Raw genomic sequence first — 16121 nt, 5'->3', positions numbered from 1 at the left:
TTGCATTGACTATTTTCGCCGTAGTAATATCGCCCGATATGCTTTCAATGATTACGTCAGCATTATAACATTTCTTTTTTGTAAGAAGTGTTCTGTAATCTGCACCTGTACCGTTATAGATTTTACTTTCAACAAATTCACTCTTTTGTTCCGACAATATTGTTGATATTGGTTTGGAAATAAACTCCATTATTGGTGTGTTCATTGTTCTTTGGGCTAATAATGCCGCTGATGCGCGAGTAATAGCATCATCATAATTCAAATTTATATCATCTGTAATATTAAAATTTTCAGCATATTTGAAGTAACCATTCGGATATCCTCCAACTGCCTCTGAATAAAAGTCATATCCTATTGATGTAACCAACATTTTTACAAATTGTGCATACGTTACATTATCATTCGGTCGTGCCGTACCATCTTCAAATCCACTTATCACACTGTTACAGTACGCATAATTCCAATACTTCCAATCCCACGAATCCTTTGATATGTCACTAAACGGTAAATCTGAATTTTCTTTTCCTGTATATGATGTTTCATCGCTGAATCCCATCATATCATCAACTATTCTTATAGCTTCAGAGCGCGTAAGTACATTATAAGGTTTAAATGTTCCGTCCTCGTAACCGTTCATAATGTCCATAACCCTTAAAAATCTTGTTTCTTCTGTATCATAATCCGAATACGCCGATACATTAACTGCTACGCCCACTAAATTAGCACATATCACCAACAAACAAATTAATTTTTTCATATTTATTTCTTCCTTGCTCTTATTTGTTATCATAATATATGTAAAATTATATTTTGTCAATATTTTTTTACTAAAATTCAAAAAACTGATAGTAATTAATTTTTAGATAAATATTTATTTTTATAATGATTTTCCCTGTTCTCCGGATATCTGTTCTAAATAATGTTTGTAACTCTCTTGTGCCTCCTTTGGGGCATCGGGCTTTATTACTCTCATTCCATTTGGTTTCCATTCCCACCAATCGGTATTTGACGACCAATAAAAATCTAATATCTTCATTATTTTCATCCTTCTCATCAATAAAATCCAATCAGCATTTGTATAAAAAGGTGTATATACAAAAATAAACCGCATAAAATGCGATTTATTTTATGGCTAAGTACTACGGATATGATACAATTAACCGTTCTATCCGTAGGGGGTATACTTTTAACCGATACTATTTTCTATAAGAAAATTCTGTACCCCCCCTATCCCATAATATAAAAAGTTAGTCATCGTCACTGTCGCAATCACAATAAGTGCAATGACAGTCGCAATCACTATTACAATTACTATCTCCACAATTACAATCACAATCACATACCCAACAGTCGCACCGTGTAAACATTTTATTATTCACACCTTGAATAGCTACTTCAAGTTGAATATTTGTTGTATTACGTCTGTCCAATAATTGTTCAATAAGCATTCTATCACCCTCCTTAATAAGAAAACAATTTAACTATTCATTTTTCCATTCGTTGTTTCAATATTCACTTTATCTCCATTCATTGCATTCTATTTATTATTTTATCTTTAAATCGCGATACTGTTTATATTCATTAAAGTGTTGTGTAAACCATTGCACAAAGCACCCGCCTCCACATTTAGAAATCAAATTACAGTTCTGACATTCAGTAGACGGCATAGTTGTAAATTTTTTATACAAACCAATAACATAATCAGAATCCCAATATTGTTTAAAAGTCTCAGCATCATAATAATCAACACCCAATTTCCCAATCCCATATCCAGCTAAGTGATTGCACAACAATATTGATCCATCAATATCAAAAATCAGACCATTTCTTTTATGAACATGACAAGTAGTATTGATTTGCTTTCTCTTTATCATTTTTGCATATGTATTAGGCTCACACATACATAGCGGAAAGGTCTGATGAAGCCGTAGTTTATCTTTTAATATACTATTTACTTCTTCATATTTTTCAGAAAAGTTGTAATCCATTTTTAACTGTAGTTCTTCTGAATCTAAAATATCATCCTCTGAAATCACATAGTTGCAATAAGCCATAAATATAGGTTTACTTATCCCACTCGCGGTAATGTTATGTGCAAATGTATCTATTGTATTAATATTTTCATGCGTTAACACATATGATAAAGAATAACTCAATTCTATTTCATCGCAATTTCTGATTCCCTGCAAAAGCAAAGAATACCCTTTTGCTCCGCAATCTCTCAGATAATCTTCATCCGTCGAACCTTTAATAGATATTCCCAAGTGTAGTTTTTTATAGTTATATTTTTTTAAAGCATAGCAAAATTCTTTGTCTGCCAACTTAATACCGTGTGTAACTACCACAATGCTAACACCTAAATCCATCAGATATTCTAAAACCTGAAAAAAATATGGATATATTGTTGGTTCTCCGCCTATGAGTTTGAAATTCTTTACCCCATTCCCTATAGATATATCAATTAATTGTTTAGCAGTTGATATATCCATATCGCTTTTGTGATTTGTTTCTTGAGCATAACACCATCTACAAGATAAATTACATGCCCTATTAATAGTCAACCAAGTTGAGAATATGTTCATTTATATTACCTCTTTAGTGATTTATACTATTATTATATCATTAACTCTCAGTAAAAACAATACAAAAATTAACAATTCTCCATATTCTCTATTTTTGTAACTTTGCCTTTATTTAATGTAATCTTACCTGATTTTTCTAAACTCCCTCTTGCTACTGTAATCGTTCCTGTATAATCCACTGGCATTCTCAGCATTTTATAAATTATCGCCCCACCGGAACGCATCGGCTTTATGCCGTTTATTACAGGGAATGTGCCGTAGCAATTCTCAATTCTGATACTTTCCAATACCAATTCTTTATCGTTTAATTCATATAAATCGCTGTAGTAGATTTTTGTGGATGGCTTTTCTATTTTTATTCCCAAATCACTCAAACGTATAATATATTCCCTGTCATACTCCGCTATCTTATATAATCCCTTGCAAAACATTATATGTCCTATCACTCTGTATTCAAAATTATCCTTATTCACTGTATTCTCTTTGTCCTTTCATCTTAAATATTCAATACATTATACACATAAACCCCATTGCGCTTTGCATAGCTAATGGTGTTTTTTGTCTCGCCGCTCTTACCGTTAAAGGCTGCGATAACCATTGCCGAATGGTCTATCATCCATTCGTTTCTTATCTGAAAGCAACTGCGGCTGTAATGATTACATACAAATCGCACCAAGTCTGCTTGTGATACAATATCACAATATCTCTTTTGCTCTGTATAACTCCATCTTTTTTCAAATCCGTCATAAGGAGACGCGCATATAAGATGTATGCCAGAATACTCCTTTTTTATTTCAAGCACAATCTTAGCCGCCCACGCATCAATTCCTCTTGACATCCCAGATATAAATGTTACAAATCCGTCAGTTACGGCCTGTTCTATGGCTGTTCTTAAAAGAGCCTTTGCTTTTAATTCCGATACACCCAGCTTTTCAGGTCGGTGCCCTGTAAAACAACAGCGTCTTTTTCTTAATTCCCATTCTATCATATCATTGCTCATATTTCCCCATAATTTTATAGTTCCACTTTTATTATTACAATATTGTAATTATACTATTGTTACACCATTGTACATTACAAGACCAAGCTTGTCAAGGTATAATTACAATAACGATTACAAATTATAATTAATGAGGTGATTGCTATGGCAAAATTAGTCATAAAGTCAGATGTTGACGCAATAAAATCAATAAACCGTACCATCCGTATTAAACCGGAATGTTTTGATAAATTGATGGAACTTGCTGAGAAACATAACATTTCCTTTAATAAGGTGGTCACTCAATGCCTTGATTATGCACTCGAAAATTTAGAGGAATAAAAAAACGGGAGGCTATGCCTCCCAAAATGCTACACTCTATTTGTTTGTCAGCAAATACGGAATTTTTGTTCCGTCCTTAAACTCAAATTCAAGTTTATTTTCAAAAACGGATATTTTCTCAACTGTTCCGCAGAACAAGCCATCGTCAAATTCCTGTAAAACACTGCTGTTGCTCAAGGTTTTTATAAATGCCTTACAACGTTTGCATCTATCCATCAGTTCTGTTTTTTCACGTTTAATCCGAGTATATTCGTCCTCTGCCGCCTGATATATTTCCATCAGTCTATCAAACTTTTCATTATATACCTTTTGGTCTATTACAACTTTTCCGTTCAACGCCATATATTCCTGTACGGTTTTCTGCTTATTGTCCGCAGCGTTTTTTGCCATAAACAGTTTTTTATCAATAGCTGTTGTATCCATAAGTTTTTCAACCGTTTGTCTTATTACAGAGATAATCTCCTCACGATTATCTATAAGACTGTTAAACACATCAATATAAGCAGATTTGAGCATATCCTCTGTTAAATGCGGAGTTTGGCATTTACGCTCGTTCTTAAACTTGGCATTGCACTGCCATATAGTTCTGCGGTATTTTGAATTGCTGTGCCACACTTTCGAGCCATAAATACTTCCGCACTCTCCGCAGTACAGTTTTCCGGAAAAGGCACTCGCTGATGACTTGTAGCCTTTATTTTGCCGCCTCTTTTCAAGTTCTATCTGTGCAAGGTCGTAAACTTCCTTTGAAATAATCGCAGGGTGGCTATCCTCAACATAATACTGTGGTATTTCACCCTCGTTCACTTTCTTTTTCTTACTAAGGAAATCCACTGTAAATGTCTTTTGCAGCAGAGCCGAACCTTTATATTTTTCATTTCTTAGAATTGATTCAATCGTAGTAACAGACCATTTATCTCTGCCGGTCGGTGTCGGTATTCCCTCCGATGTAAGATATTTTGCAATGTAAGTCGGAGTTTTTCCCTCAAGGAACATTTTATAAATCAGCCTTACCACTTTGGCCTCGCTTTCAACAATACGAGGTTGTCCGTCCTCTCCCTTTTCATAGCCGAGAAATGCACTGTAAGGCATTGATACCTTACCGTCCGCAAACCGCTTACGGCAGCCCCACGTTACATTCTCGGAAATAGAACGGCTTTCTTCTTGAGCAAGGCTTGACATAATGGTTATCAGCAGTTCACCCTTACCGTCAAAGGTATAAATATTTTCTTTTTCAAAATATACTTCGACATTATGAGCCTTAAGGTCTCTGACCGTTACAAGGCTGTCGACCGTATTTCTCGCAAATCTGCTGACTGACTTTGTAATTATCAAGTCAATTTTGCCGTCCATAGCATCTTGAACCATACGATTAAAACCATCACGATATTTAGTATTTGTTGCTGAAATGCCCTCATCAGTATAAACGTCTACAAACTCCCAATCACCGTTTCTTTGAATTAACTTCGTGTAATAGTCAACTTGCGCCTCATAGCTTGTAAGCTGTTCCTCACTATCAGTTGACACCCTCGCATACGCTGCGACACGCCGTTTCACGTTTTGCTTTGTAGGTTCATTTGAATGAAGCCGTTTAGTAGGCATAATAACCGATACCGTTTTTGCCATTATAGCCACCTCCTGCGTTGATTATAGTAATTTCGTTCTTTCATCTCGTCCGTCCACTTACGGTTGATTTCCCATTCCTGAATGTCCTCATTTCCGTCAGCAAATACAAAATGTACTCTGCCGCTCTCAAGAATGAGTATTTTTTCAATTTTAGTATCATACCGCTTTGCCATATTAACAAGCACCTCATCAGGGATTTGCTTATTGGAACAATACTTTTTCCCCTTATTGCTGTAGGTGTTGCATCTCCAGACAAAATGCTCGTACTGCGTTCCCGTATGTACTTTTTTACGATAATACTTAGCTCCGCATTTTCCGCAGAATACTTTATCCTTAAAGGAATAGTCGTAAGGCGCAATATGTGGATGACGCTCCGCTTTATCTTTTATGAGCTGCTGAACCCTATCAAACATGCCACTGTCAATAATCGGCTCGTGATTTTCCGTAACATAATACCTTTTGAGGCATCCATCATTCACAAGAGTCCGTTTGGTAATGTGGTTTTCAGAATAATATTTCTGCAAATTCAAATCGCCTATATACTTTTCATTTCTGAGTATCTTCATGATTCTTGCCTGATGCCAAGTTTCACCTCCCGGTGCCGGAATAGCCCGTTCATTAAGTGTTCTTGCTATAACCTTCGATCCTTTACCGTTTAAGTACATATCAAATATTTCACGGACAACGGCAGCCTGTTCTTCATTTATAGTGAGATTACGCTTTTTTACATTATAGCCGTAAACAGTAAATCCATTAGGAATACCCTCCTCGTAGTTATGCCGTATCCGCCATTTACAGTTTTCGCTTACCGATAAACTTTCCTCCTGAGCAAAAGAAGCAAGGATAGTGAGCATCAGCTCACCGTCCCCGCTTATAGAGTGAATATTCTCTTTTTCAAACCACACGTCAACACCGAGTTCTTTAAGTTCCCTAACTGTACTCAGCAGCGTTACCGTGTTTCTTGCAAAACGGCTGATTGACTTTGTTATAATCATATCAATTTTACCGTTCTTGCAGTCTGTGAGCATTCGCTGAAATTCATCTCTTGAGTCCTTAGTTCCCGTCACAGCCGAATCAGCATACACACCGACATATAACCAATCCCTGCGGGATTGAATGTAATCGCTGTAATAGCTTATCTGCGCTGATAATGAATGAAGCATCTCGTCCTTACCAGATGAAACTCTCGCGTATGCACATACCTTTTTTCTAACAGGTATAAGCGGTTTCCTCGCTTCAATTTTCTGTACTGTTTTGTCCATTTCAACTCTCCTTTCCAGACCCAAAGAAAATTTTGCAGATTGCCGTCTGAAAGAGCACAGTCGTACTTCTGTACTTCAAGTTCTTGAAGATGGTGATATGTGAAATTTTATTAGGTCTGGGTTCATATTACCGTAGAAACCGCATATAATCAAGCTATTCTGCCATATTTTATACAAGTAAACTACCCAAAATAGGCTGATATTTCTTGAGCATTATTGTATCAATTTTATCGTACTCCTTTTGCGTCAACATCCCGTTTTTAAGCATCGAACCCACCACAGCCATTGAAACCCTGTAACTGCTTTCTGCCTTAAACTGTTCTTTTGTCATTCACTTTTACCGTCCCATCTGTTTTCATATACTCCTGCTCTGTCATTTATAACAAAGACTCTCAGAAGTTCATCAGTCAAGCCCAGACAGCCATTTTCATCACCTTTAAGGAACCCCTTATCCATCATTTTCTGAACAGTAGGTCTTGCCCATTCAGGCATATTGTCATCAACATAATTGTAAATCATTTTACTGTTCAGTTTATTTACATCAGCCTGCAATTTTGCGATTTCTGCTTTCAACTCCGTATATTCCTTACTCATAATTTCTTCCTCGCTTTCTGCCGTTTCATAATCCGGTCTGCAGAACTTCGTCCCCGCAAGATTGCTGATATAATATCCTTTTCTGCAGACACCGCCGCCGTTTGCAACAACCGCACTTCCGGCTGACGTATTTCCCTCAACAGTAGTGAAATAATCACCGTCCACGCCGGTTACAATTCCCGTATGCGTAAATACCCCATTATGATTAAATATAACAATATCGCCCCTTTTCGGATTTGCGTACAATTTAAAAAGTCCCGACATTGTCGGACAATATACATACGGATAATGCTTCAATAATTGATGTGCCTTATCCACTCCGAAAACCTTGGTAAAGCACCATGTAACAAACACCGCACACCACGGCTGTCCTTGATATTCGTTTTTTATATCACGCCAATACTTAGTATAATTGTTCATACCGGCATTCGCTGTTTTATCATCAAGCTGTGAATTACTTGACTTTTCCATATAGCCGACTTCATTATCAGCGGTCTGAATCAATTTATCTATTGCAGTCATCTCTTACTCCTTGTCACTGTTAGGTGTATCGTATGTCAATGCACGTTTGCTGTCTGTAAATCCTGTTGTTGTAGGATCTGTAATTGCGTTATATACACTGACAATTACAAGGCTCAAAATGTACGGGCTTGAAACCGCCTTTATAAGTACTTCCCCCAATACCGACCACGAGCTCAAATCCTCGGCTGTAAGTCCGAGATATGCCAGTATCGGCGTAATTACAGACAGCAATATCTGTGCCCAAAACATAGGATTTCTCATTCGTACTTTCCAGTTAATCATTTTACATATCCCCCTTCAGTTCATCAATTTGGTGCTGCTGAGATTTAAGTGTATTTTCCGCAATAGCCACTCGTTCAACAACACTGTTGTGTTTTTCTACTTTACGTTCAAGCTGTTCAATTCTATACAGTGTCTTATTGTTTGAAACAATACCTGCAATAATAGAACCGCCGAGCGTTCCTACAAGCGACAAAATCGCCACAACAACCGTACTTTCCATAGTCAGTACCCCCTTATCAGTTATTTTCTAATTTTTCTACTCTTTCAAACAGGTCTTTTATCGTATTAAATATATCACTCCTTCCTATACAAATCGGCTTTCCGTCTATATAGATATATTCCGCTATATCTCCGTCTTCTGCCACTATATATACGGTTCTTTCGTCATCACTTTCATTTCCCGATTTTGATGTTATGCTTATATTGTCAATCCCCATTTCAACGCTATTTACATAAGAATAAATCTCAAGTCCCGTAACCTTACTTGCAGACTTATCATAAAAATCAATCTCACCGCTTAATTTGGCGGATTCATTATTGTTTGTAATACAATACGATACCGTTTTTGACTCGTAATTGACTTCTATTCGACTATGAACCCAACAGTTAAAAAAGTTGTCTTTCCACGTCAAGTCACTGTTTATGTAATAATACTTTCCGTCTTTTGTGCCTTGCGAAAAAACAACTCCCGTACTGTCATACGAACCTCTGCTTGATTCTCCCGGACGCTGTGCCAAATCAGACAGTCCTATATACCAGCGGTCGGTATTTATTTTCGTATCAAACTCAATTATCAGTTCTTTTGCATTAGCCGTATATTTTGAAAAGTCAAGATAAGCAAAAGCATACATATTCGCTGCATTTGAACCGGTTACAATTTTTTGATACTTGTTGCCGTCACTTTCTTCCGCAACAGATACAGTACATCTATTTATAGCATTGAATTTTGAAACACCGTCTGAAAAACCAAATTCAACAGACATTGACGGCAGTACGCCTACAACTTTTTTCTTCAGATACCCTTCTGTTTCAAGCATAGCCACATCAGCCTTACCGTTCCAATTTTGCTTGTCACCGGCAGTAACGTGAGTTTCATCACTGCCGATATGGTTATTCACTATATCCTCAAGTGCATCTAAATCTTCGCCTTTTGCCAATCGTATATCTTCCGGCATACTTTATCACCCCACGCTATTCCTTTACAAAATGATCTTTAGGATTATAATAAATATAATTGTTATCCGTACTCCAACCATTCCAAGAAAGCTTACTCACAATGCCGCTGCTGATACTCCACAAGTATCTATGGCGTCCATATACCGTTCCGTCCGGATAGATTACAGCCTGAACATTATATATTTCACTTTCGTCACCGGATTCGGCTGCCCACGACACTAAAAATACGGGTGCATTCGATTTATTCGGCAGTTGAGCGTTATTTCCTACCTGCACTATATCAGTCTTATATGTACCGTTTTGATACTGACTGTATGTAATTCCGAAACTGTCAATATTACTGCAAGTGCTGATATTATCTTTATCAAACAACAGCATAGCATAAGTGCTGTCCAATGTTGAAGATACCAGTTCTGAAATCTTTTTGTCCACTGCTTGCACCAAGTTCTGCACAAATGCAGTTGTTGCTATTCTCGTTGAAATATCAGATGACGGCGGAGTCGGAGATTTCGGTGTACCTGTAAAACTTGGTGAATTTTTGTCCGCTTTGCCTGACAATGCCGTCTGTATGCCTTGTATCAGTCCCTGCACAAAAGCAGTAGTAGCAATCTGTGTAGAATTTGTACTGCTTGACGCAGTCGGTGCGGTTGGTGCACCCGTAAAACTCGGTGAATTTTTATCTGCCTTAGCAGACTCCAATGTTTTAATAAGTGCGTCAATATTTACAAAATTCTCATTGAGCACCTCTACATCAATAGTGTCGGACGGTGCCGGCAGTTTAAAATTATGATTTGATGTGTACTTCATTTTTCACGCCTCCTTATAATAAATGTGCATACGGCTTATTATCTTTAAATACCACATATGCGTTTGCTCCATTTTCTCTTAAATATACCTCATTGTTTTCTACATACAGCCATGTTCTACCGTCATAATCTTTAACACCTCCCCATGTAAATATTTTTGCATTGCCCCATGTCCCGAGTTTTTTCTGAACTTCGCTCCAAGTATTGCTTTGAAACTCATAATTCACTTGAAGATGTGCAGGCTTAACCTCATCCACCGCTGATTTTATCTGTTCAAAATTATACGGCACTCCTTTACGTCCGCTGAATTTAACAGCCACTGTGTAATTTTTATAATCCTCGATTATTGTACAGCCTGTCCTGTCATACATTAAAATAAGCTGTTCAAGTTCCGATTTTGTCAGAAGATTATTTCCTTGCAGTCTTGCAATTACTCTCGCCCTCTTAGTTTCATTATCTGCCGTAATTTCAGACAGTCCTATGTCTTTTTCATGCAGCAGAAAACTGTCAGTGACAGTAATAAACAGACGCTTATCTTCATCAGTAATATCTTCCGAAACTTTATCAAGTATTGTTTGAACGACATTGTAAAAGTCCTTTACCGTCTTTGATTTTCTATAATAATTCGGAAGTCTGTCAATCATTTCAACACCACGCTTTCAAGCACCGGTACCGCTCCGTCTGCTATTTTGATATTTTCTGTTCCGCTGTTGACCTTTAAGTCCGTATAATCCTCAACACCCGATATTGATAATATAAGACTGCCGATTTTGGCATATGATATATATTCCTTTTTTACTGCCTCCCCCGACAAATAGTCCTTTAATACATTTTCAAACGTTGTCTGTATGTTTGATGTATTATCAGCTGTCAGCCTAACTGATATATTTATCATAACGGGTGAAGCACTGACCACTGTAACTTCTGCACCGATTGGTCTGTTTTCCTCAACGTGCTCTTTCACTTTTGAAATAAGTTCACTGTCTGCGGGACGGTTATCAGCATCTACAATTACTACTTTTACTGTCCCCGCTCCGTTCCAAAGCGGTATTACTTTTACATCTCCCACTCCGCTTACTTCTTTTGCCCATTCAATATAATGATATTTATTTCCGCTGACATTCGGACGTGACACTTTTTCAAGGTATCGTTCCAATAAGTCTGCATCGCTCTCTGCATCATAACCGCCTGTAAAATCCGTTATATTCTGAACGGCTGTAATTCCGGGAAGTGTTATAGGGAATCGATTTATATCTCCTTTTTTCACATTGCCTGCACTGCCTGAAACAGTGCAAGTCGCACCGACTTCAACAGAACCGTTTTCGGCAATGCTCACTGTTTCATTTACTTCAAACAGGACATTATCCGCCGCAACCTTTGCACCTTTCAAAATCACTTCACCTCGGTTTCCGCTGATTAGCAGTGTACCTTTTGAATAAGTGGCTGTTTTACGCACTATGTTCTGCTCGGCTGTCTTGCGGTCAAGGTATTCTCCCTCTGCAGTCACGGCAAATGTGTTTTCTGACAGTCTGCTTATCCTTTTCTGCAACAGATATATTTGTTCTGCCACCGGATAAAGAAGGTCATAAAAAAACGAGCCGACCGAAATATCATATTCTTCCGGCACGCTCGACAGCATATATTCAATTATTTCATCAAGTGTCATATGGTGTACACCTCCGCACTTTCTCCGTAAGCTGTGTTCAATGTGAAAGATATTTTAAGTGTCGCTCCGACTTTCTCCGCAGAAAAACCGCTCATACTATAAATATCCTCATTCCGCAAAAGTGCTGTTTCTATTTCTCTGCGAAGTTCCGATTCTGCAAAATCAAAGTTATATAATTTTCCTATTACCAAATCTTCAATATTTGCACCGTATTGTTTGTCTTTGTATATGGAGTATATGTAAAGCTGTGTCCGCATACATTTTTGTATCCATAGCTTAAGAGCATTAATGCCCGATAAAATAACGGGATTGCCGTCTTTTATAACAAATTCACCGTTACCGAAATCAAAATCAAATGTCTTTTTCATTATTCGGTTACTCCTATCACAACAAACTTGTTGTCGTTGTCATACGGCAACAAAACCACTTCTTTTCCAAGATATTTGTATTCCGTATGATTGTCCCTCTCTTGTGTTTCATAAATATCAAAGACCGATTTTATATCACTGTCATCAAGTAAAATATTGTTTCCAAGCTGTATTACAAGTTTCGGCAGAGATATAATTCTGCCGAACATCGGTGTATATGACGACGGATTGTCTCTTTCTTTTATGTGCCTCGCTAAATCCGTAACTCCACTCATATCCTTGTTCCTTTCCACGAAAAAAAGCGACTACCTAAGTAATCGCTTTATATTTTAATCTTCTTTTTCAGTTTCTTTAATTAGGTCCTCAGCTTTCTTGCATCCGCCTTCTACCCATTCTTCAAATTCAGTCTGTACTCGCACAGACTGATTAATTTGTTCTTCCACCGTTTACACCTACTTTACTCGTTATGAAGAGTATTATACCACAACACATACTTTAAATCAACTGTTCATTCAAGTTTACTCAACTCCAGTTTATCAAAATGCCAGCCGTCTTTATAACTGTGGTTTGTGCTTTCGATTGCATACTTCACACCGTCTACCGATATAACTTCTCCGGCTCTGGTATAGCTGTCATATTTCTCTACTATTTCAAACGAAAAAGTTTCATTCACCTTTGCATTTTCGTTAAGTTCGCGTTTTGCAACTGTATCGGCATTTTCTTTTTCGGTATCTATCTTAACAATTTTCTGCAAAAAGCCATATTTATCAATAAGGTCACGGTTCTGCAAAACCATCAATTCCTTATACACATTATCCTTTTCAGATGTTATTTTAATAGAGTTGTACATATCCTCAATAGACGTGCTATGGCTTACATTGCCTCTGTAATCAATCGAATATCCCTGTCTTACATTACTCGCCACTTGAAATTCAGGATAGGCTGTCAAATCTCCGATTTTGTATATTCTCAATCCTTCCGGCACAAAATCAAAATTATAATTTCCGCCGCACTTTTCGAGAATATCTTTGAGTATATCCGATACGGTTTTATCAAAATATATCTGCTTTATATTTGCAGTCAATTCCGGCAGCATTACAATAGATATAGACAAGTCATTACAGATTTCTTTGATAGCATTGGCTGCCGAAATATTTTTAAACTGATATGTCTGACTTGTTTTATTAAGATACCATCCAAGGTCAGCAATAGTATACTTATTACTGTTCTTGTCACCGTCATCTGCCTTAGTTATTACTCCACGAAAAATCTCTGCATTGGTTACCATTCTGATAATATCGCCGATTTGCGGTGTGTACATCAAATCTTTCAGATATGCTGCGTCAGTTTTCGCTATATCAAAAGACATTGTAGTTGCAAGTTCATATATACTGTTTTTCCACGACAGATTTCCTATCATTTCGGTTATATCGGTATCATTTGCATACATTCTCAGTTCATCAGTCGGCGTAATAGGAGTAAGGTTCTGCATTGCAGGATGAATGTTTTCCTTAACTCTGTTATTCCATACAGCCGTAGGTTCTTTTTCTCCGCCGTATGAATTTTCCGAATACATATAGCTTTCCATACTTCCGGAAGATGATGTTCCGTTTGACTTATCGGAGTATTCCGGATTAAACACATAATCATAATTACCGCCTGCAAAGCTCCATGTATGACTTCCCACAGTTCTGCAGTTGCTTGTCCCTCCTGTATTACCTTCAACAGTAGTAAAACTGTTACCGCTTACGGAAACAATTATTCCGGTATGTCCCTCACGCAGAAATATATCTCCTGCGTGAGGTGTATATGTACCATTTGTAACTTGATGTTTCGAATGAAGTCTGCCGTTTTTTCGTGCCCAATCAATACAGTTAGGGCAATATGAGTAATTAGGAACTATACTTGTCGGAACACCGCACTGTCTTACAACATAGCTTACAAACGCCGCACACCACCAAAAGTTATATCCTATATTTTCAACATTGTCGGAATACCAATGAGTATATTTATTGTTATTTCCGCACTTGCCCCCTATTTCCTGCATTTCTTTTCTTGCACGTTCCGCGACATCAAATCCCGATGACATTATTCAAGCAGCCCCAATCTATCCAACCACACAATTACACGCAAATCATCATATTGTAAATTCCATCCTTCGTCCGTTCCGCTGAGTACACCCTTGTCAACAGCCTTTTGAACACTCTTTCGTGCCCATTCCGGCATATTTTCATCAATATAGTTATATATCATTGGATTTGCAAGGGTTTCAACAAGTCCTACAAGGTATGCAACTTGTTCTTTGAGTTTATTAAGTTCTTCCATATCAATTTCATCCTCCGTATTGTTTTGGTCCTCATAATTCAGAAGATTAAACTCCTCTAAATCAAGTGTGTACCAAAGGTCACCGTCTGTCTTTATTGTGTATTTAAAGTCCTTGACCGCAACAGCCATATTTATCGGTGTTTCTGTAATAATGAGGCGTATAGGAAGTTTCAGGTCTATCCATGTATCAATTTTATATACATATTCCCACCCCTTCATTGACTTATCACGCAGATACGGATAATCTCTTATCGGGAAAAAGCTTGAAATAGAAATACTTTTTAATTTCGGACTTCCTATCAGCATAAGTTCGCCGTGCGATACCGTTTCAAATGTTTCGGTTGACTGTGGTTTGCTTATGGTAAACTGTGACGGCAAAACGGGAATTTTCAATATATCCGCTCTGTTATTTACGCTCAAATATATATCCAAATTCGCACCTCCAACCTAAAAACTGCAAAGAAAAAAGCCGTCAGGAGCTGACAGCCTCAAAATCACATATTCTCCAACACTTCAACAATTCTTTTTGCCACCTTGTTTGCCAAAGTATCATCATCTTCGCCATTTGAATACACAGTAACATTTATCCGGTTTATTATGCTCGGTTTCTCATTTGCAGACACCGGTTTCATATAGTTCTGCAGTGTGTTCCAAAATCTGTCGAGCGGAAGAATTGCCTCTGCTCCGGATTCACCTCCGACCATAGGGAAACCGCCGTTCATACCGAACATTGTAGGACGTGTCATAATACCGCCTTTTGCGTACCATTGTATGCCGAGTTTCGGTATCAGTGTATTGATACCGGCAATACTGATAGTTCCCGTCTGCACAATATGCGGAGTTTTAATAATACCTTTTATCCCGTTCCATACATTGCTTATTGTACTCTTTATTGAATTAAAGACGCCTGACACTGTGTTTTTGACTGAATTAAACACATTCTGAAATGTTGTTCTTATGCTGTCTATTACTGTTTTAATTCCTTCTATAACATTCGTTACAACCGTCTTTATATTGTCAAAAGCAAGTCCTGCGGATAATGTTATCGTATTCCAAATATTTATTATAACATTCTTCGCACCGTCAATTATTAATGTAATACCGCTTATCACATTCTGTACACCGTTTTTTATAGTTTCGGTATTTAATGTAAATATACCGACTATGACTTGGAACACACCGGATATTGTTGTTTTAATGCCTTCAAATATTCCTGCCACCGCCGTTTTTATATTTTCAAAAACAGATTTTATGTTATCAAAGAACATTTGAAAATTCTGCTTTATTCCGCCTATAATATTCGATATTACCGTTTGTATATTTAAGACGGTATCGGATACTTGATTTTTAATGCCGTCAATAACTTTTCCGACAGTTGCTTTGATGTCATTTACAATCTCGGAAATTACATTTTTAACCGGAGCAAGTGCTGTGCTTACCGAAGTTTTTATTTCTTCAAATTTTTCAGTGACTGCGGTTTTTACCGAAGTAAATTTCTCTGCAATTTTGCTTTTTATTCCGTTTGCGGCATCACCGATTGACGATAACTTTTCTCCGACAGTTTCTTTAATCCCGTTAAACTTCTCACTGATTT

Annotated in this window: 21 protein-coding genes and 1 pseudogene; 1 reads left to right on the top strand and 21 read right to left on the bottom strand. The window is 37.4% G+C overall.

Features of this window, described 5'->3' with window-relative positions; all coding sequences use genetic code 11:
- From ACLTU0_RS00710 to ACLTU0_RS00685, 6 genes are all read right to left on the bottom strand, one after another.
- Positions 1-757: S-layer homology domain-containing protein (locus tag ACLTU0_RS00710; protein ID WP_412320995.1), on the bottom strand; the 757-nt coding region annotated here is incomplete at its 3' end.
- Between the two features lie 120 nt (positions 758-877).
- The gene (locus tag ACLTU0_RS00705; RefSeq protein ID WP_412320993.1) at positions 878-1036 is read right to left on the bottom strand and encodes a hypothetical protein; all 159 of its coding nucleotides are present in this window, start codon (positions 1034-1036) and stop codon (positions 878-880) included.
- Between the two features lie 211 nt (positions 1037-1247).
- Positions 1248-1448, bottom strand: coding sequence for a hypothetical protein (locus ACLTU0_RS00700; protein WP_412320992.1), 201 nt, complete (start codon positions 1446-1448; stop codon positions 1248-1250).
- Positions 1449-1544: 96 nt separating this feature from the next.
- The gene (locus ACLTU0_RS00695; RefSeq protein ID WP_412320991.1) at positions 1545-2582 is read right to left on the bottom strand and encodes a radical SAM protein; all 1038 of its coding nucleotides are present in this window, start codon (positions 2580-2582) and stop codon (positions 1545-1547) included.
- A 68-nt stretch (positions 2583-2650) separates the two neighbouring features.
- Entirely contained in the window at positions 2651-3055 is a 405-nt protein-coding gene (locus ACLTU0_RS00690) for a hypothetical protein (RefSeq protein ID WP_412320989.1), read from the bottom strand.
- Between the two features lie 23 nt (positions 3056-3078).
- Positions 3079-3570, bottom strand: coding sequence for an SLOG family protein (locus ACLTU0_RS00685; RefSeq protein WP_412320988.1), 492 nt, complete (start codon positions 3568-3570; stop codon positions 3079-3081).
- A gap of 156 nt (positions 3571-3726) precedes the next feature.
- Between ACLTU0_RS00685 and ACLTU0_RS00680 the strand changes: the two genes are divergently transcribed.
- The gene (locus tag ACLTU0_RS00680; RefSeq protein ID WP_412320986.1) at positions 3727-3903 is read left to right on the top strand and encodes a hypothetical protein; all 177 of its coding nucleotides are present in this window, start codon (positions 3727-3729) and stop codon (positions 3901-3903) included.
- Between the two features lie 36 nt (positions 3904-3939).
- Here the strand turns inward: ACLTU0_RS00680 and ACLTU0_RS00675 are convergent, their stop codons facing one another.
- From ACLTU0_RS00675 to ACLTU0_RS00605, 15 genes and pseudogenes are all read right to left on the bottom strand, one after another.
- On the bottom strand, positions 3940-5526 hold the full coding sequence (locus tag ACLTU0_RS00675) for a recombinase family protein (protein WP_412320984.1): 1587 nt from the start codon (positions 5524-5526) through the stop codon (positions 3940-3942).
- Complete coding sequence (locus tag ACLTU0_RS00670; protein ID WP_412320982.1) at positions 5526-6788, bottom strand: recombinase family protein; 1263 nt, start codon at positions 6786-6788, stop codon at positions 5526-5528. Before ACLTU0_RS00670 ends, ACLTU0_RS00675 begins: the two co-directional genes overlap by 1 nt.
- A 169-nt stretch (positions 6789-6957) precedes the next feature.
- A complete protein-coding gene (locus ACLTU0_RS00665) occupies positions 6958-7119 on the bottom strand; it encodes an SHOCT domain-containing protein (protein ID WP_412320981.1) in 162 nt (53 codons plus the stop codon).
- On the bottom strand, positions 7116-7904 hold the full coding sequence (locus tag ACLTU0_RS00660; RefSeq protein ID WP_412320980.1) for a CHAP domain-containing protein: 789 nt from the start codon (positions 7902-7904) through the stop codon (positions 7116-7118). Before ACLTU0_RS00660 ends, ACLTU0_RS00665 begins: the two co-directional genes overlap by 4 nt.
- Positions 7905-7907: 3 nt before the next feature.
- On the bottom strand, positions 7908-8186 hold the full coding sequence (locus tag ACLTU0_RS00655; protein ID WP_117968835.1) for a phage holin: 279 nt from the start codon (positions 8184-8186) through the stop codon (positions 7908-7910).
- Position 8187: 1 nt separating this feature from the next.
- A complete protein-coding gene (locus tag ACLTU0_RS00650) occupies positions 8188-8406 on the bottom strand; it encodes a hypothetical protein (RefSeq protein WP_022229158.1) in 219 nt (72 codons plus the stop codon).
- Between the two features lie 16 nt (positions 8407-8422).
- Positions 8423-9361 (bottom strand): hypothetical protein, encoded by a 939-nt coding sequence (locus ACLTU0_RS00645; RefSeq protein ID WP_412320978.1) that lies wholly within the window; start codon positions 9359-9361, stop codon positions 8423-8425.
- Positions 9362-9377: 16 nt separating this feature from the next.
- Entirely contained in the window at positions 9378-10169 is a 792-nt protein-coding gene (locus tag ACLTU0_RS00640) for a hypothetical protein (protein ID WP_412320977.1), read from the bottom strand.
- A gap of 13 nt (positions 10170-10182) precedes the next feature.
- Positions 10183-10812: a putative phage tail protein gene (locus ACLTU0_RS00635; RefSeq protein WP_412320975.1), complete on the bottom strand. Its 630-nt coding sequence runs from the start codon at positions 10810-10812 to the stop codon at positions 10183-10185.
- The gene (locus ACLTU0_RS00630) at positions 10809-11834 is read right to left on the bottom strand and encodes a baseplate J/gp47 family protein (protein WP_412320974.1); all 1026 of its coding nucleotides are present in this window, start codon (positions 11832-11834) and stop codon (positions 10809-10811) included. Before ACLTU0_RS00630 ends, ACLTU0_RS00635 begins: the two co-directional genes overlap by 4 nt.
- Positions 11831-12202 carry a DUF2634 domain-containing protein gene (locus tag ACLTU0_RS00625; protein WP_147513770.1) on the bottom strand — a complete coding sequence of 124 codons (372 nt, stop codon included), beginning with the start codon at positions 12200-12202 and terminating at the stop codon, positions 11831-11833. The genes ACLTU0_RS00630 and ACLTU0_RS00625 overlap by 4 nt, the downstream gene beginning before the upstream one ends.
- Positions 12202-12477, bottom strand: a complete 276-nt coding sequence (locus ACLTU0_RS00620) for a DUF2577 family protein (protein ID WP_147513771.1) — start codon at positions 12475-12477, stop codon at positions 12202-12204. The genes ACLTU0_RS00625 and ACLTU0_RS00620 overlap by 1 nt, the downstream gene beginning before the upstream one ends.
- 233 nt (positions 12478-12710) lie before the next feature.
- Positions 12711-14291: a CHAP domain-containing protein gene (locus ACLTU0_RS00615; RefSeq protein WP_412320972.1), complete on the bottom strand. Its 1581-nt coding sequence runs from the start codon at positions 14289-14291 to the stop codon at positions 12711-12713.
- Entirely contained in the window at positions 14291-14959 is a 669-nt protein-coding gene (locus tag ACLTU0_RS00610; RefSeq protein WP_412320971.1) for a hypothetical protein, read from the bottom strand. Before ACLTU0_RS00610 ends, ACLTU0_RS00615 begins: the two co-directional genes overlap by 1 nt.
- A 62-nt stretch (positions 14960-15021) precedes the next feature.
- Positions 15022-16121, bottom strand: a pseudogene (locus ACLTU0_RS00605) (hypothetical protein); the annotation flags it as partial.

The sequence above is a fragment of the Hominilimicola sp. genome (assembly GCF_046972485.1).
GTDB lineage: Bacteria > Bacillota > Clostridia > UBA1381 > UBA1381 > Hominilimicola > Hominilimicola fabiformis.
This window is presented reverse-complemented; position numbering and strand designations above follow the sequence as displayed.